This is a genomic window from Hymenobacter segetis, assembly GCF_038448715.1.
Lineage (GTDB): Bacteria > Bacteroidota > Bacteroidia > Cytophagales > Hymenobacteraceae > Hymenobacter > Hymenobacter segetis.
In genome coordinates, this window is sequence record NZ_JBCEVZ010000012.1 from 40,556 (window position 1) to 58,414 (window position 17,859).

A 17,859-nucleotide genomic window follows, 5' to 3' on the forward strand; every position below is an offset into this window, starting at 1 on the left:
GCGCGGTAGAGATGCTTCGACTCCGCTCAGCATGACGTTCAATATTATTCAATTACTTCTCTAATACAGCGTGATGCGCTTAAGCACCGGGCCGCGCGAGGTCTGAATAACAAGCAGGTGCAAGCCCGTCTGGCCCGGGGCAAATGGTAGCATCAGGCTGGGCGTGGCACGGTGACTCAGGTCCTGGGTGCTTACGAGCTGGCCCAAGGCATTATACACCCGCACCTGCTCCACCTCGAAATCAGCCCGCTGCCAGTCGAGGGTAACGGTGCCATGCGCTGGATTGGGGTAGGTGGCGATGGCATCGGCGGCACTCAAATCCAGCACTGTGAAGGCGGTGGTGCTGGCGCTACGCCCGCCGGTACCGCCCATTGTCAGCGGACCCGAAAGTGCGCCCTTGGGCACCCGCACTGTGGCTGACGTAGCCGTAGTGGCCAGCACGGCAGCTTTGATACCATTGAAATAAATGGTGTCGGGCTGGCCTTCCACCAGGAAATTCAGGCCTGTCAGAGTCACCTCTTCGCCCACGCTGGCCTGTGCGGGCACAAAAGCCGTGATGGTAGGCGGGGGCAAAAACGTGAAGCCGGTCACCGAGACAGATGCGCCGCCCGGGGTGCTTACCCGAATTGGTCCCGACTGGGCGCTGGCCGGTACCCGCACCCGCAGGCTGGTGCCGGTGGCCTGCACCACGGTGCCCGCGCCGGTACCAAAGGCTACATCATTGCGGGCAGCCGGGGCGAAGTTGCTGCCCGTCATCGTCACCACATCACCGGCCTTGCCCCTGGTGGGGCTGAAGCTGACGAGCGTGGGCGGGTACCACACCACAAAATCCTGCACGCTTTCAACCTGCCCGCCCAGTGTGTTAATACGGATTTTGCCGGTCGTGGCATTGGCGGGTACCACTACGCGCAGCGCGGTGGCCGAGGCCTGCTGCACCACGGCCGCCACGCCGTTGAAGCGCACGGTGTCCTGAGCTGCTACGGCCGCGAATTCGGTGCCGGTGAGCGTGATGGTGGCGTTGGGGATGCCTTCGGCCGGGGCCAATGGGGCCAGGGTGGGCGGCTGGTACACGGTGAATGCCTGCGCACTGCGGCCCGAGCCTTCGCCGGTTATCACCTGAACGCTGCCGGTGCTGGTGCCGGTGGGCACGCGCACGGTAAGCGTGGTGCCCGAGGCGCTGAGCACCGGCGCGGCCACGCCATTGAAGCGAACGGTATTGCCCGCCAATGTGGTGGCAAACCGCTGCCCGTTGAGCGTGACCAGCGTGCCGGCCCGGCCTTGGGCGGGCACAACCTGCGTGAGCACCGGCGAAGCCAGTACGCTGGCATAGCCGAGCGCCACGGCGGGCGTCACCACCAGCGGCACGTCGTAGATGCGATTGGCGGTGGTATTGGTGCGAACGGGCGGGTTGTAATCGAAGAAAATGTCGGCGTTATTTTCAATCAACTCCCGGGCCGGCAAGCCTGCTTTGGGCTGAATGCTGAACTGTACAAAGCCGTTGCTGCCGACGGCGTCGCGGGTGGCAGGCGGCAGGTTGATGTTCTCAAACGTGAAAGTGAGCACGGCGCGGCCGTGGCCCGACACCGCCACCCGGTAAGGGTGCGAGGCGGTGAGGACGTGCAGGGTGCGCAGGTCGAGGTTGGCGGCCAGGGTATCCACTACTTCCACACGGTAAGCATCGTCGGTGCCGGTGTTCTGGAAGCGCACCTGGTAGCGCAGGGGCACGCCGGTGGGGGTGTAGTGTTGGGCCGTGGTGCCGGTGGGCACCACCTGTTTGTCGTTAGGGTCGTAGGAATCCCGGATGGGCTGGCAGTCTTCGGCGGTTTCGGGGCCGGACGGGGTGGGGGGCGAGGCGCTCATGTCGGAGTTGGGCTGGCCGGCGGTGCCCAGGGCGGATACTTCCACGGTGCTGCTGGCCATGCGCTGGGTGGGGTGGCCGGTGGGCTGGTCGGCTTCGAGGCGCACCACGGGGCGGGTGGCGGGCACGCGCAGCACGAGGCTGTCACCGGCGGCCAGGCGGTAGCGGTGCTGCAGGGCTAGCTCACTGTTCTGGTACAGGCGCAGGGCCAGGCTATCGGTCATGGCGGCGGTGGCGGTATTGCGCAGCACAAAGCGGACCTGGTTGCCGGCCTGGGCTTTGCCCTGCACTGTCACAGCAGCTCGGTTCCAGGTGGGCGGCGTGGGGTAGGTGTTAGGGGGCGTGATGGTGGCGCGGGTGCACACCGTGAGGCCCCGAATGGCGGGGTTGCCGCACACCACCGAATCGGTGATGAAGATGGTGCCGCCGTCGTTGGGCTGCAAGGTGCCCACCGCAAACAGGTAGCGGCCCTGCGCATCGCGGGTGTAGGGCGTGGTGGCGGTGAGCAGAATGACCTCCGGCGGCATGGTCACGGCCACTTGGGCACTGGGTGCGGCCGCGAAGCCGGTGTTGGCATACGTGACCGTGGTGGTGTTGCGGGCGCAGCGCCGCCGCCGGTTGGCCGCGATGGCCACCCGCAGGTAGGCTGTGGTGCTCACCGCATTGCCAAAATTGACAATGCCCGCCGCGCCCCCGTAGTTGCGGAACGTGACGACATTGGTGGTTGAGCAGGTTTGCTGCACCAGGCGGCCGGGCTCATCCACGGCCGGCAGCTGCTGCACGGTGTAGCGGCCCGTGTCGGTGGCAATGCTGTACATGCCGTTTTCGTCCGAAATGCCGTAGTAGTTGCCGGGGGTAGCGGCTACCACCACGCCGGGCAGGGCCTGCTCGGCGGGCTCTTTCACGCAGTTGCCGTTGAGGTCGTTGAAAATTTGCCCGTTGATGAGGTTTTCGGGCCGCAGCGTGGTCGAGGTGTAGAAGCGCACCAGGTCGTTGTTGTTGGTCAGGGTTATCAGGCGCGTGCCCAGGCGGTTCACCGAGAGGCGGGTGCCGGCAGTGGGCATGGCCTTCTGGGTACTGCCATCGGCCGAGAAAATAACGCTGCTGTTCATGTTGGTGATGGTGTACACATTGCCGAAGCCGTCCACATCCAGCCCCACATCACCCGACGTTACCGTCGGATTGGTGCCGGGCGCGGACGGGCCATACTGCCGCAGCACCACGCCGCCGGGGCTGAATTTCTGCACCCGCTTGCCATCATAGTCGGCCACAAACACGTTGCCGCGCAGGTCCACCGCAATGGCTCGCGGAATGTAGAGCTGCCCCAGCGCCGTGCCCCGGCTGCCCATCGTGCTCAGAAAAACGCCCTGCGGGTTCAGCTTGCGCACGCAGCAGCCAGAATAATCTGCCACGTACATACTGCCGCCGGCATCCACGGCCAGGCCGGAAAACCGCTGGTAGCCCTGCGTGATGCCAAACGACTGGAATTTGACAATGAACTGCCCGCGCGGGGAGAATTTCTGAATGTCGGAAGCCATATCCGACGTTTCGAGCACGTACACGTTGCCGAGCGCATCAAGCGAGAGCCCGGCAAACTGCAGCCCCGCCGAGAAGCGCCCACTGCCGAAAGCCAGCACTTCCTGCCCGGCCGCGTCGTACTTCACCACCTCGCCCCGCCGGTTGTCGAGGATGAACACGTTGCCCAGCTCGTCTTGCCGGACGTGGCTCAGCGAGCCGATGTTGCCCCAGCGCTTGAGCAGCGTGCCGGTGGGCGAGAGCTTGAAGAGGTGGTCGGAAAATATCTGGTGCGTGTAGACGGTGGCGTAGATGTTGCCGGCCGCATCGCGGGCCAAGGGCGTGCGCGTGCTGCTCGAAAAGCTCGTATACATGGGCGATATGATGCCGAGCTGGGTGCCTGCCTGATTAAAGCGGATGATATTCAGCTGTATGCCGGTAATCAACAGTTCGCCGTTGGGGGCCACCAGCAGGGCCACGGCGCGACTGGGGTACTGGCCGCCGCCCAGCCCGCCCATCGATACCCGCGACATGAATTGCCCGGCCGCCGTGAGCTTGGTCACGAAGAAGTTTTCTTCCAGCAGATAGATGCTGCCCGTGGCGGGGTCCACATCCACATCCACCAGGTTGGTTTGGTAAGTGGCGTTCGGGATGGTGTATTCAAAGAGCCGGGTGCCCTGGCTGTCGAAGCACTGCAGCCGGGGCGTGGAGAATATGTAATCGACGATATAGACGCGGCCGGCCGCATCAACGCACATGCCGTGCACCTCCTGAAACTGGCCCGGGCCCGTGCCCACCGAGCCAAATTGCAGGAGCAGGTTGCCATCGGGGCCATACTTGCGCACGAAGTCGTTGGTACCGCTCGCCGTGCTGTAGTTGCACACGTAGAGGTTGCCCGCGCCGTCCAGGCCCAGGGTCTGGGCGTTGCTGGCCGAGCGGCCGGCCGGCGTGGCGCTATAGGCCGCGTAGCAGCGCCCCGTCGAGTCGAGCTTCGTGACGCCGCCCCCGTCTATCATGTATATGTCGCCGTTGCGGTCCACGGCCACTTCCCGCGGGCCATACACCGGCGTGCCCATCATCTTATTGAGCTGGTAAGTGTTGAGCGTCTGGGCAAAGCCCAGCGTAGTAGCCAGCAATGCCAGCACCAGTAGTAGTAGTTTTTGCATAAATCCGGAAAAGAAACCGGCCCGGGCCAGCCTGTGGAAAGACCAGTAAATATAGTATTCAGTCTCAGTGTGGCGCGCTAAATAAGCGGGCCGGCTCATCCCGAAACCGAGCAAAATTCACCAGTGAAAATTCACTGGTTAGCCACGTATTAGCCACGCATTTTGGCCCTGGCCGGCGAATGAAGCCGGGTTCTTTTGTGAATGGCACGTAATTTATCCACCTCACCGAAGCTGTATGGGCGGTTGTGCCCCGCGCCGGCTGGCGCGCCAAAAGCCCGCCCGCTTGCCCAGACCATCCGAACCGCTTCATCGTTATAAGAGCCTCATGAGAAAATTGCGAAGAATGAATCGTGCCCGGACGGTGCGCTTGACGACAGGGTTGCTATGGAGCTTGCTGCTGATGCTGGCCGGCCCAGCCTGGGGGCAAGGGACGACGGCCGTGCTGCGCAAAGACCTGAAAACCGATTTCGGCGCGGTGGGCGACGGCAAAACCAACGACCAAGCCGCCTTCGAGCGCGCCGCCGAGTTCTTCAACCAGCGCGCCAAAACGCCCGCCGGCGCGGGTGCCGCCGTGCTGCGCATTCCCAAAGGCGTATACCTGGTGGGCCGGCAGGATGCGAACAACCAGGGTGTGAACGTGTTGCAGCTCAACGGCTGCCGCAACCTGACCGTGACCGGCGACGACAGCGCCACCACCGAAATCCGCTACGCCAGCGGCATGCGCTACGGCTCGTTCGACCCCGCCACCAAACGCCCGTTCGAGTCGCCGAACGCCTATTTTACCGACTGGAAATATGCTTTTTCCGGCGGCACCTGCTTCGTACTCCAGGGCTGCGACAACGTGCAGGTAAACAACCTCGCCTTCAATGGCAGCAGCGCCCAGCTGGAAGTGGGCGGGCACTGGGGCGATACCGGCATTCAGCTGCAGTTCGATGGTATTTTTATTGAAAACTCGCGCCGGATTTCGATGCGGCGGCTGGCGCTGCACCACTTCGGGCGCGATGGCATTCAGGTCCTCAACCACCTCGCCAAAAGCCTCGACGACCCCAACCGCGAAGAAATTCTGCTCGAAAACTCCACCTGCAACTACAACGGCCGCCAGGGCCTCTCGCTCACCGGTGTCAACGGCTTTCGGGCCGTAAACTGCAACTTCAGCCACACCGGGCGCATCGTACCGGCCTCCACCGGCAAAGCCCTGTTCTCAAACCCCGGCGCGGGCATCGACCTGGAGCCGCAGGACGGCTACGTGACCAACGTGAGCCTGGAAAAATGCCGCTTCGTGGACAATGCCGGCCAAGCCATCGTGTCGGATTGGGTTGATGAAAGCCACCCCTCGGGCACGCGCAACATTGTGATATCCGGCAGCCTGCTCTGGAGCACCACCAACTGGTCGGCCTGGGTGACGCAGGCCGGTTTCCTCTTCAAGGACTGCCGCATCTACGGGGCTTTCGTGCACGGCTGCCACGCCGCCACGGCCCAGGAAGCTACCCGTTTTGTGGGCTGCACCTTCGAGGACCGGCCCTACCACGGCCAGCCGGCCTACGGCCCGTTCACTATGCATTCGGACTCGCACGCCACCCGTATGAGCTTCACCAACTGCCGCTTCATTGGCACGCACGGCTACCTCATTCACGCCATCCCGGCCGCTACGGATACCGCCAGCCTGTTTCATTTCCGCGGCTGCTCGTTTCTCTACGACTACGCCCAGGCCCCTAGCGGTTCCTACGATAAAATTCTGGGCGGCGTCTTCAGCGGCAATACCGTGTTTCAGAACGGGCCGCACCGCACCAGCCCCCACCGCACCGATTTCGTGCTGGGCAGCACCAGCCTGCCCGGCACCACCGTGCTGCGCGCCCCCGGCAGCCTGCAGTTTCAGGCCCCCAATTCCTATTATCTGGTGGGTAGCGGGCTGGATATCGGCCGGCAGCCGGCCCGTGCCCGCGACTCGGCCCGGGTAGTGGTGGCGAATGATAACAACCTGGTCATCACCGAAACACCCGGCCAGATGCCCGCGCTCTACATCGGTCCCACTTCGCGCTTGGTAGTGAAGAAAGGCGGCGGGCTTGAAATCCTGCGCCGCGCCAAGGTCACCATCGCCGGGCAATTAGTGATTGAAGAAGGCGCATATTTCTTCCGCGACCCGCTGGCCGAAATCACAACCACCGGCAAGGGCCGACTGTGCGTCAGTCCCAGGGCGCTGGCCACCAAGCACCCCAAGCTGCCTTCCACCTACTATTGATGCCGCCGGCCGGGCCTAAACAAAAACACTCCGGCGGTGCCTGGTCGCCAGGCCCCACCGGAGTGCATCGTTAAGCGTGTCGCCGCAACGTAGGCCGCTACCGCGCCTCCATCACACTGATGGCGTAGCCGCCACCCGGCGCGCAGTATTGCGCCAGCTTGGTCTTGCGCGTCACGTTCATCTTGCGGATGGTGTAAGCCTGCGGGTTCTTCTCGTAGTGCGCGTCCTTGGCATCAGCGTAGATGGTGGCCACGTACTTCTTGCCGGGGTCGAGGAAGCTCAGGTTGATGTTCGACGTGCGGCCGTTCTCATCACAGGTGCTGCCGATAAACCAGCTGCTCTTGCCTTTGGCCTTGCGTGCAATGGTGATGTAGTCGCCGGGTTCGGCTTCGAGCACATGGGTGTCGTCCCAGTCCACGGCTACGTCCTTGATAAACTGGAAGGCGTCGAGGTGCTGGTTGTAGTTCTCGGGCAGGTCGGCCGCCATTTGCAGGGGCGAGTACATGGTCACGTACAGGGCCATTTGTCGCACCAGCGTGCTGTGCACGAAGGACTTGTTCTGTGGGTTGAGGACGCTGATTTTGGTCTGGAAAATGCCGGGCGTGTAGTCCATCGGCCCGCCGATGAGGCGGGTGAAGGGCAGGATGGTGGTGTGGTCGGCATTATTACCGCCGAAGGATTCGTACTCGGTGCCGCGGGCGGCTTCGTTGCCGATGAGGTTGGGGTAGGTGCGGGCCAGGCCGGTGGGGCGCACGGCCTCGTGGCCGTTCACCATGATGTGGTGCTTGGCGGCGGTTTCCAGCACGTAGTTGTAGTGGTTAATCACCCACTGGTCGTAGTGGTGGTGGCCCAGGGGCACGATGTCGCCCACGTAGCCGGTTTTCACGGCATCGTAGCCGTACTTGTTCATGAAGTAAAAAGCCGAGTCTAGGTGCCGCTCGTAGTTGCGCACCGAGCCCGAGGTTTCGTGGTGCATTATCATCTTCACGTGCTTGCTGGCGGCGTACTGCTGCAGTTCCGGTACGTTGAAATCGGGATAAGGCGTCACGAAGTCAAACACGTAGTCCTTGTGCTTGCCGAACCAGTCCTCCCAGCCGGTATTCCAGCCTTCCACCAGCACCGCGTCGAAACCGTGCTTGGAGGCGAAGTCGATGTACTCCTTCACGTGGGCCGTATTAGCGCCGTGCGTGCCGTTGGGCTTCACCGTTTTATAATCAACGGAGTCGAGCTTGATGTTGTCCATGTTGGTGTACGACCACGTGCTTTTGCCCGTAATCATCTCCCACCACACGCCCACGTACTTCACCGGCTTTATCCAGCTCGTATCCTTGAATTTGGTCGGCTCGTTCAGATTCAGCACCAGCTTCGATTCTAGAATATCCCCCGCTTTGTCGCTCACAATCACCGTGCGCCAGGGCGAAAGCGCCGGCGTTTGAATCAGCCCTTTATCACCCACTGCATCGGGCGTGAGATGCGATTCCAGTACGAAATTCTTGTCGTCCAACTCCAGCGACATGCAGGAGTAATCAATCAGAGCCGCCTCGTGGATGTTGATATACAGCCCATCTTGGCTCTTGAGCATGAGCGGTGTTTGCAAGCCAGTAGGGGAGAAGGTGGTCTGCGAAGCATTGCCCGTCACGGCCGATTTCATCAGCCCGCGCACTTCCGAGAGCTTCGAGGTCACGGTGCTGTACTCCTGCGTGTCATAGTCGCCGGGCAGCCAGAAGGCCTTGTGGTCGCCGGCCAGGGCAAACTGCGTGCGCTCCTCCTTAATGGTGAAATAGTCCAGCTTGGGCTGGCGCGGAAACTCGTAGCGGAAGCCCAGCCCGTCATCAAACACCCGGAACCGCACCCGGATGCTGCGGCCGGTGGCAGCCTGCGCGAGCGTCACGGCCAGCTCGTTGTAGTGGTTGCGGATGGTTTTTACCTCGCCCCACACCGGCGTCCAGGTTTCATCGAAGCTGCGCTGCTTGGAGTCGGTTACGGCAAAGCCGCTGGCGAGGCCCGGCGCGTTTTTCAGGTCCAGCCCCAGCTTGCTGGTTTTGATAACGTCGCGGCCTTTGTAGGTGAGGTGGTAGGTGGGCACGCCGTCGCTTTGCAGCGCGAATTGCAGCGTCAATTGCCCGTTGGGCGACTTGATGGCCTGGGCCTGGACATCGTTCCAGAGCAAAGCCAGGCAGCAAATAGCCAGCAGCCGGCGGGTATAGTTCAGCATCACAGATGGGAAAAAGAAGTAAGGGTAAAGTGTGCAAACGGTTGATTTTGGCGCAAGCCGAAAACCAAAAAACCCCGTTTGCACCAGGCAAACGGGGTTTAAAGTGGAGATGCAGGGATTCGAACCCTGGTCCAGACAAGGAAATCAACGTGCTTTCTACGTGCGTATCCAGACTTGGATTTTCATGGTATTCCAGGCGTCAGTCAGGCCTTTGAAATCCCCCTAGCTGCAGTTGGGTTTCGCCCCCGAGTCACAGCTCCTCGAAGGCTATTTTCTACTTACGACGCTCCGAACTCCCAGGTGTAGAAACTTACCCGGGCGGAACGATGGCAATTACCTAATTCTGAACTAGGCAGCCATGGCGTACGAATAGTCGCCAGTTGATTGTTGATAGATTTTTTGACAGGAGAGCTTCCATCAACTCCTGGCACGCTTACCCGCAATTTGCGCAAGCTGTCAATTCCGGTCATCCCCAAATGGTAAAGAACGAGTCCCAAACGACCGGTTAGGGCCAGGCGGGCCGCGAAGGTACGCGGTAGATGTGAAACGATGGGGCGGGAGGGAAGGTTTCCGGCGGTTTGGGTGTTTGATGGATGGGAAGGATGGGAGCGTAGGGATAAAAAGAACGTCATGCTGAGCGTAGTCGAAGCATCTCTACCGCTTCGTTGCAAGCAGTGAATTACTTACGCGGTAGAGATGCTTCGACTACGCTCAGCATGACCGCGCCGGTAAAGACAGCCAACCCCAAACCCGCCCGATTTCCCTTCCAAAGCCGCCCATTTCTGGGTAACTTTGTAGACAGAACTTATGGATAATTTCGTCGTTTCGGCCCGCAAGTACCGTCCTTCCACGTTTCGCAGCGTGGTGGGGCAGCAGCACGTCACCACCACGCTGCAGAATGCCATTCAGAGCCAGCACCTGGCCCAGGCATTCCTGTTTTGCGGCCCGCGCGGGGTGGGCAAAACCACCTGCGCCCGCATTCTGGCCAAGACGATAAACTGCACCAACCTCAGCCCCGAAACCGAGGCCTGCGGCACCTGCGCGTCCTGCGTGGCCTTCCAGGAAAATGCCTCCTTCAACGTCCACGAGCTGGATGCCGCCTCGAACAACTCGGTCGAAGACATTCGCTCGCTGGTGGAGCAGGTGCGCTACGCCCCGCAGGCCGGTAAGTACAAAATCTACATTATTGACGAGGTGCACATGCTCTCGAATGCGGCCTTTAATGCGTTTCTGAAAACGCTGGAGGAGCCGCCGAGCTACGCCATTTTCATCCTCGCCACCACCGAGCGCCACAAGATTATACCCACCATCCTGTCGCGCTGCCAGATTTTCGATTTCAGCCGCATCAAGGTGGAGGACATGCGCGGGCACCTGCGCTACGTGGCCACTCAGGAAGGCATCACGGCCGAAGACGATGCCCTGCACCTGCTGGCCCAAAAGGCCGACGGCGGCCTGCGCGACGCCCTGTCGATGTTCGACCAGATGGTGACCTTCGGCGGCAACAACCTCACCTACAAAGAGGTGGTGCAGAACCTGCACATCCTCGACTACGACTACTACTTCCGCTTAGTCGACAGCCTGCTCACCGAAAACCTCTCGGCCGCGCTGCTCCTGCTTGATGAAGTGATGCAGAACGGCTTCGACCTGCACAACTTCGTGGTAGGCACCGCCGAGCACCTGCGCGGCCTGCTGGTCTGCAAAGACGCAGTTACCGTGCAGCTGCTGGAAGTGTCCGACGGTATCAAGCAGAAGTATGTGCAGCAGGCCCAGGCCGCGCCGCTGGCTTTCCTGCTCTCCGCCCTCAACCTAATCAGCCAGTGCGACCGCGAGTTCAAGCAGGCCAAAAACCAGCGTCTCCACGTCGAATTAGCCTTGATGAAGCTGGCTTACCTGAACGGGGCCGTGCAGTTCGTTCGTGAGCTAAGCCCTGCCACCAACGGCGAGGCTAAAAAAAAAACTAGTGACCTAAACGGCGGGGAAGAAGTTGCGCCCGCGGCCCTGGCTCCGGGTAGCAATGGTCACAACCAAGTCGTTGCGGCCACCGCACCAGCTCCAACTGTTTCCTACGCGGCTCCGGCCGCCTATGCTACCGAGTCGCCGGCCGCGCCCTATCATTCTACGCCGCGCCCGGCCGCTGCACCCGCGCCGCTGCCCATGCCAGCCGGTGCACCCGTGGCCACCGGACCCGCCCCAGCCGATGGCCCCGACCCGCTACCCGTCGAAAACGGCGTGGAAGAACTGCACGACACGCCCAGCATCGAAGCCGACCCCGATGCCGCCATCACCGAGCGCCACCAGATGCGCGACACGCTGCCGCACGTCGAAATCGGCGTACCCAGCTTCGAGGGGATTGAGCCTGCGCCGCGCCCGTCGCCAGCTGCCGCATTCTCCAAAATTCCCAGCCTAGCCAGCAAAATCCCGAGCCTGAAAGACTTGAGCAGCCGCACTGCGGCCGCCGCCAGCAAGTCAGCTCAGGATGCAGCGGCCCTGGCCGAGCCGCAATCCCCCAGCGGCCCGCTGGCTCCCATCGACCCTGCACTGTTACAGCGGGTTTGGAAGGAAATAGCCGAGGAACGTCGTGCCCAGGACCGCATGAGCGAGTATTGGGTGCTGAACCGCCCCGTCACGGCCAACGCCGAGCACAGCATCGAGTTGGCCGTCGACAACCCCATCCAGATTGACCAGTTCAACGAAATGCGGGTAGAATTTCTGGCCGACCTGCGCCGCCGCACCGGCCACCCCCGCCTCAACGTGCTGCCCGTGCTGACGGAGGCCGCCCCCACGGCTAAGCGGCTCTATACTACCTCGGATAAGTTCGAGTACCTGGCCGAGCGTTTCCCCGCCCTGCGCGAGGCCAAGCAACGTCTGGGCCTAGAAGCCGACTATTAGAACGAGTAGGGGCGGGGCTTGTCCCCGCCCGTCGTTGAACGGAATCGTTGCTTCGGCGCGAACGGAAGGCGGGGGCAAGCCCCGCCCCTACATCGTCAAATTCCTGCAAACGATTGGGAAATCCCGTCGCCAATACCCAAGCCACTAGCTGACACCGAAACAATCGGCCAAGATAAGACGAAATTTTGTTTTTTATTCCTCTATCAGCCAGCTACCTTTGTTTTTTGAATCCCCCAGCTACCCGCCTGCGCCATTCGTGAAAAACAACTTTTTGCTGCTGTTTCCCGCCCTGGCGGTACTGGGCCTCACCACGCAATGCCAATCGAGCAAACCGGCTGCTACTACTGCGGCGGTAACTGCGGCCGCGCCGGTTTCTACGCCGGTTGCGCCGAAGGAATACCACTACGAATCGGTGCCCGGCGACCCGCTCGGCGTGCGCATCTATAAGTTGGATAACGGCCTGACGGTCTACCTGTCCGATTATAAAGATGCGCCGCGCATTCAGACCTATCTGGCCGTGCGCGCCGGTTCCAAAAATGACCCTGCTACTGCCACCGGTCTGGCGCATTACCTGGAACACATGGTGTTCAAGGGCACCTCGCAACTGGGCACGCAGGACTGGACCAAAGAAAAAGTTGAGCTCGATAAGATTGAGGCGCTCTACGAAGTGTACCGGGGCCAGCGCAACGATGCCGCTGCCCGCAAGCGCACCTACCACCAGATTGACTCAATTTCGGGTGTGGCGGCTAAGTACGCCGTGCCGAACGAGTACGATAAAGTAATGGGTGCCATCGGGGCCAAAGGCTCCAATGCCCACACCTCGAACGAGGAGACGGTGTACCAAGAAGATATTCCCAGCAACCAACTGGAGAAGTGGGCCGCCATCCAGGCCGAGCGGCTGCGCGAGATGGTGCCGCGCCTGTTCCACACCGAGTTGGAGGCGGTGTACGAGGAGAAAAACCGGGGCCTGGACTCCGATTTCAACAAGGAGTTTGAGGCGCTGAATGCCTCGCTCTACCCCACGCACCCCTACGGCACGCAGACGACCATCGGCACGATTGAGCACCTGCAAAACCCGTCCATTACGGAGATTAAGAAGTATTTCGGCGAATACTACGTGCCGAATAACGTGGCGCTGTGCCTGAGTGGCGACCTGGATTACGACGCTACTATTCGCGTTATTGATAAGTATTTTGGGGCGATGCCGAGCAAGCCGGTGCCGGTTTTCAACGCTCCCGTTGAAAAGCCGATTACGGCCCCGATTACCAAGGAAATCCTCGGCCCGCAGTCGGAAAACGTGATGATTGGCTACCGCCTGCCGGGCAAGGCGTCGAAGGATGCCGTGCGCCTGCGGATGCTGGATAAAATCCTAACCAATGGTCAGGCCGGCCTTATCGACCTCGACCTGAACCAGCAGCAGAAGGTGTTGGAAGCTGCCTCGTTCACGGATATGAACGACGACTATTCCACGCACGTCATCTACGGCACGCCGCGTCAGGGGCAGAAGCTGGAAGACGTGAAGGCGCTGCTGCTGGGCGAGCTGGACAAAGTCAAAAAGGGCAACTTCCCCGACTGGCTGATTCCGGCCATCATCAACAACGAGAAGCTAACGCGCACCAAGAGCTACGAAAGCAACGAGGCCCGCGCCAGTGCCATGTACGAGGCCTTTATCGAGCGCATCGACTGGAAAGACTACCTGAAGCAGCAGGATGATTTCGGCACGATTACGAAGGCTGAAATCGTGAAATTCGCTAACGACAACTACGGCCCGAATGTCGTGACCGTTTTCAAGCGTACCGGCGTCGACCCCAATAAGGTGAAAGTGGTGAAGCCCGCCATCACGCCCGTGCCGGCCAACCGCGACGTGGCCTCGGCCTACTACAAGCAGCTCACGGCGATGCCAAGCACGGAACTGCAGCCGGTGTTTGTTGATTACAAAAAGGATATTCAGGAGACGGAAATCAAGCCCGGCCTGCCGCTGTACTACACGCACAATGCGGAGAACGGCCTGTTCAACCTGTCCTACGTCTTCGACCTGGGCAAGAACAACGACCCGCGCTGGAGCCTCGCTTCGGATTACCTACAATACCTCGGCACCGGCAAATACACCGCCGCGCAGCTGCAACAGGAATTCTACAAGCTGGGCTGCTCATTCAATGTGAGCAGTGGGGCTGACCGGATTTACGTAACCCTGAACGGTCTCGATAGCAACCTGGAGCCGGCACTGAAGCTGTTCGAACAGCTCATGGCCGCGCCCAAGCCCGATGCCACTGCCCTCAAGGACATGGTAGCCGGCGTGCTTAAGCAGCGCCAGGATGCCAAGCTCGAAAAGCGCGTGATTCTGAATCAGGCGATGGTGAGCTACGTGAAATACGGCCCCAAAAACCCCTTCACGAACATCCTGAGCGAGAAAGAACTGAAGGCGCTGAAACCGGAGCAGCTCACGGCAATGATTCAGAAGCTGCCGACGTACCAGCATCGGGTGCTGTACTATGGGCCGCGTGCCCAGGATGCCACGGTGGCCGTCCTCAAAACCGAGCACCGCACGCCCGCCAAGCTCACGCCCGCCCCGGCGGCCAAGGACTTTGCTGAGCAGCCGTTGAAAGACAAGAAAGTCTACTGGGTGGATTACAACATGGTGCAGGCCGAAATCCTGTTCCTAACCAAGGGCGACCTGTATAGCAAGGAAATGGTGCCCACGGTGGCGCTCTACAACGAGTATTTCGGCGGCGGCATGGGCAGCATCGTGTTTCAGGATTTGCGCGAGAGCAAGGCGCTGGCCTACTCGGCCTACTCCGGCTACACCAACGCCGACAAGCTGGGCCGCTCCAACTACAACCTGAGCTACATCGGCACGCAGAGCGACAAGCTGCCCGAGGCCATGGCCGGCATGGAAGCCCTCCTCACCGACATGCCGGTGGCCGAAGCCAATCTGGAAATCGCCAAAAACGCCATCCGCAACAGCATCAGCACCGAGCGCATCACCAAGGGCAACATCCTGATGAGCTACGAGCGCGCCAAGCGCCTCGGCCTCGACTACGACCTGCGCCGCGACGTGTATGACTACACGCAGAAAATGACTTTTGATGTATTGAAGAAGTTTCAGACCGCCAAGATTAAGGGCCAGAACCAGGTTATTCTGGTTATCGGCTCGAAAGACCGGCTCAATTTCAAGGAGCTGGCCAAGTATGGCACCGTGCAGCAGCTCACGCTGAAGGAGATTTTTGGGTACTAGCTAACCGTACCATTCCGGGGGAACCTCACCCCCCTAGCCCCCCTCTCCCCCAGAGAGGGGGGGACTCGTTTCTAGCCCATGCTGGAACAGTTCTCAGGCTAGAAATAAAACCAGAACTAGTTCCCCCTTTTTTGGATAGGGGGCTAGGGGGTGAGGTTCCCCCGTTCCGAATAGTAAAATCAAACTCGAACACGCTTAATAGACGACCACATGGCAGAGCAAAAAATCACCATTAAAAACGGCAAGCTGACCGTTCCGGACAAACCCACGATTCCCTTCATCGAGGGCGACGGGACCGGGCCGGACATCTGGCGTGCTTCCAAGCTGGTGTTCGACGCGGCGGTGGAGAAAGCCTACGGCGGCAAAAAGCAGCTGGTGTGGAAGGAAGTGCTGGCCGGTGAGAAAGCCTACAAAGCCACCACCAACTGGCTGCCCACCGAAACCCTCGACGCGTTCCGCGAATACCTCGTGGGCATCAAAGGCCCGCTGACCACGCCCGTGGGCGGCGGCATCCGCTCGCTGAACGTGGCCCTGCGCCAGGAGCTGGACCTGTATGCCTGCGTGCGCCCCGTGCGCTACTACGACGGCGTGCCCTCGCCGGTGAAGCACCCGGAACTGACCGACATGGTCATCTTCCGCGAGAACACGGAGGACATCTACGCCGGCATCGAGTATATGAACGGTACGCCCCAGGCCCAGAAAATGCTCGAATTCCTGCAGGACGAGATGGGCGTGAAGAAAATCCGCTTCCCCGAGTCGTCCTCGTTCGGCATCAAGCCCGTGAGCAAGGAAGGCACCGAGCGCCTCGTGCGCGCCGCCATCAAGTACGCGCTGGACAACAAGAAGCCTTCGGTGACCATCGTGCACAAGGGCAACATCATGAAGTTCACCGAAGGCGCGTTCAAAACCTGGGGCTACGAACTGGCCGAAAAGGAATTTGGCGCGAAGGTGTTCACCTGGGCCCAGTACGATAAAATCGTGGCCAAGCAGGGCGTGGCTGTGGCCGACGCGCTGCAAAAGCAGGCCGTGGACCAGGGCAAGCTCATCATCAAGGACAGCATCGCCGATGCCTTCCTGCAACAGATTCTGCTGCGCCCCTCGGAGTACTCGGTGGTAGCCACCCTGAACCTGAACGGCGACTACATCTCCGATGCGCTGGCGGCCATCGTGGGCGGTATCGGCATCGCGCCGGGTGCCAACATCAACTACACCACCGGCCACGCCATCTTTGAAGCCACCCACGGCACGGCCCCCAAATACGCCAACCAGGACAAGGTGAACCCCGGTTCGGTTATCCTCTCCGGCGTGATGATGCTGGAGTACATGGGCTGGAAAGAGGCCGCCGCCCTCATCAACAAAGGCCTCGAAGCCGCCATCGCCAGCAAGCGCGTGACCTACGACTTCGAACGCCAGATGGAAGGTGCCACCCTCCTCAAAACGAGCGAATTCGGCCAGGAGATTATTAAGAATATGTAGTAGCTTGGCTGCTGCCTAAGCACCAATAGAAACCCCCGCGTCGGCTTTGGCTGGCGCGGGGGTTTTGCATTTTAAACTATGAACGAAAAGCAAGCCCTTCAAGACGTAGAAAACGTTTTGAGAGATTTTATTTCTGCGGGACTCGATAAAAAATTCGGACCAGATTGGTTTAGTAAATGCGGGTTGCCAGATGATAGAATCGCCAAATGGAAAGAGAAACTTGAAATTGAGAATAAGAAACAAAAGCACTCTTCTTGCGACCCACGACTTATTTATTATTCAGATTTCTATGACTTAAGAAATATGCTCAATAAAAATTGGGACATATTTAGTGCTGCTTTAGGCGAAAAAAAGGAAGTAGATGCCTTGCTTGGAATGCTTGAAAATTATAGAAATTCCAATGCACATGGCCGTGAGTTATTGACGTATCAAAAGCATCTTGTGGTAGGAATTACAGGTGAAATTCGAAATAGAATCACAAAATTTAGAAGTATGCAAGAAACAGGTGCAGATTACTTTCCAAGAATTGAAAGCGTCCATGATAATTATGGTAATAGTTGGAAAGTAGATGAGTATGGTATTGTAAGAACTGGCAAATTGCTTCGTGAAGGAGATGTTTTGGAATACATCGTGTCTGCAACAGACCCTCAAGGCGAGGAACTAGAATATAGTATTCGCCATAATGAGTGGCAGAAGAGTCGAGTGTTACAGTTAACAATTTTGAAAGAGCATATTGGTCTGGGAACTAAGATTTACATATCAATAAGGAGTACGAGAGAGTACCACGCTAATAAAAGCGGGGATGATGACTCAGTGATATTTAAATATGATGTATTGCCTAATCAGTAAACTCGCGCCAGCAATGCCAGCAATTCGCCGTAATAGAAAAGGGCACCCACGCCATGCGCGGGTGCCCTTTTCTATTACCAAATAACTCCCCGAAACCTAAGCCGCTTTCGGGCCTTTCGTTTCGGCAGTATCGCCGGCTTGCTCCTTGCGCACCTGTTGGAGCACCTTGCGCAGCGGTCTTTATTACCCTTTGGCTTTATGACGGGTGTTTGCTGAGCAAGCTTTTTAGGATGGGCAAGTTACCATTTGGGTTTGCTCATGCGTCATTAAGTGAAATAAATTATGCTGACCTGGCCAAATTTATTTCACTTCCTGCATAGGGCGAGTGAATGGCTGGAATCATCAAATGGATTGCCGGAGGCACGGAAACACTGCCAAACCCATTGGTAACCAGTCCCGGCGCGGGCTTGCTTCGGC

General features: G+C 59.6%; 7 protein-coding genes and 1 other RNA gene. 5 read left to right on the forward strand and 3 right to left on the reverse strand.

Translation table 11 applies throughout. The annotated features are described in order from the left end of the window. Positions 1-60: 60 nt before the first annotated feature. Complete coding sequence (locus AAFH49_RS07115) at positions 61-4,539, reverse strand: DUF7619 domain-containing protein (protein ID WP_342296915.1); 4,479 nt, start codon at positions 4,537-4,539, stop codon at positions 61-63. Positions 4,540-4,882: 343 nt separating this feature from the next. On the opposite strand from AAFH49_RS07115, the gene AAFH49_RS07120 reads away from it, so the two are divergent. Beyond that, positions 4,883-6,778 carry a right-handed parallel beta-helix repeat-containing protein gene (locus AAFH49_RS07120; RefSeq protein ID WP_342296917.1) on the forward strand — a complete coding sequence of 632 codons (1,896 nt, stop codon included), beginning with the start codon at positions 4,883-4,885 and terminating at the stop codon, positions 6,776-6,778. Between the two features lie 97 nt (positions 6,779-6,875). On the opposite strand, the gene AAFH49_RS07125 is transcribed toward AAFH49_RS07120, so the two are convergent. Further along, positions 6,876-8,993, reverse strand: a complete 2,118-nt coding sequence (locus AAFH49_RS07125) for a glycoside hydrolase family 97 protein (RefSeq protein ID WP_342296919.1) — start codon at positions 8,991-8,993, stop codon at positions 6,876-6,878. A 101-nt stretch (positions 8,994-9,094) separates the two neighbouring features. Next, positions 9,095-9,467, reverse strand: a transfer-messenger RNA (tmRNA) gene (ssrA, locus tag AAFH49_RS07130). A 333-nt stretch (positions 9,468-9,800) separates the two neighbouring features. Between ssrA and AAFH49_RS07135 the strand changes: the two genes are divergently transcribed. The 4 genes from AAFH49_RS07135 to AAFH49_RS07150 all read left to right on the forward strand — a co-directional run bounded on the left by AAFH49_RS07135 (position 9,801) and on the right by AAFH49_RS07150 (position 17,442). Then, a complete protein-coding gene (locus AAFH49_RS07135) occupies positions 9,801-11,882 on the forward strand; it encodes a DNA polymerase III subunit gamma/tau (RefSeq protein ID WP_342296920.1) in 2,082 nt (693 codons plus the stop codon). Positions 11,883-12,099: 217 nt separating this feature from the next. Next, positions 12,100-15,117 (forward strand): M16 family metallopeptidase, encoded by a 3,018-nt coding sequence (locus tag AAFH49_RS07140; RefSeq protein ID WP_342296921.1) that lies wholly within the window; start codon positions 12,100-12,102, stop codon positions 15,115-15,117. Between the two features lie 210 nt (positions 15,118-15,327). Further along, positions 15,328-16,593 (forward strand): NADP-dependent isocitrate dehydrogenase, encoded by a 1,266-nt coding sequence (icd, locus tag AAFH49_RS07145; protein WP_342296922.1) that lies wholly within the window; start codon positions 15,328-15,330, stop codon positions 16,591-16,593. A 78-nt stretch (positions 16,594-16,671) separates the two neighbouring features. Beyond that, the gene (locus AAFH49_RS07150) at positions 16,672-17,442 is read left to right on the forward strand and encodes a Swt1 family HEPN domain-containing protein (protein WP_342296923.1); all 771 of its coding nucleotides are present in this window, start codon (positions 16,672-16,674) and stop codon (positions 17,440-17,442) included. Positions 17,443-17,859: the final 417 nt, after the last annotated feature.

Coding starts and splice junctions, on each gene's coding strand:
- AAFH49_RS07125 (WP_342296919.1), bottom strand. CDS start 8,993: ATGCTGAACTATACCCGCCGGCTGCTGGCTATTTGCTGCCTGGCTTTG.
- AAFH49_RS07115 (WP_342296915.1), bottom strand. CDS start 4,539: ATGCAAAAACTACTACTACTGGTGCTGGCATTGCTGGCTACTACGCTG.
- AAFH49_RS07150 (WP_342296923.1), top strand. CDS start 16,672: ATGAACGAAAAGCAAGCCCTTCAAGACGTAGAAAACGTTTTGAGAGAT.
- AAFH49_RS07120 (WP_342296917.1), top strand. CDS start 4,883: ATGAATCGTGCCCGGACGGTGCGCTTGACGACAGGGTTGCTATGGAGC.
- icd (WP_342296922.1), top strand. CDS start 15,328: ATGGCAGAGCAAAAAATCACCATTAAAAACGGCAAGCTGACCGTTCCG.
- AAFH49_RS07135 (WP_342296920.1), top strand. CDS start 9,801: ATGGATAATTTCGTCGTTTCGGCCCGCAAGTACCGTCCTTCCACGTTT.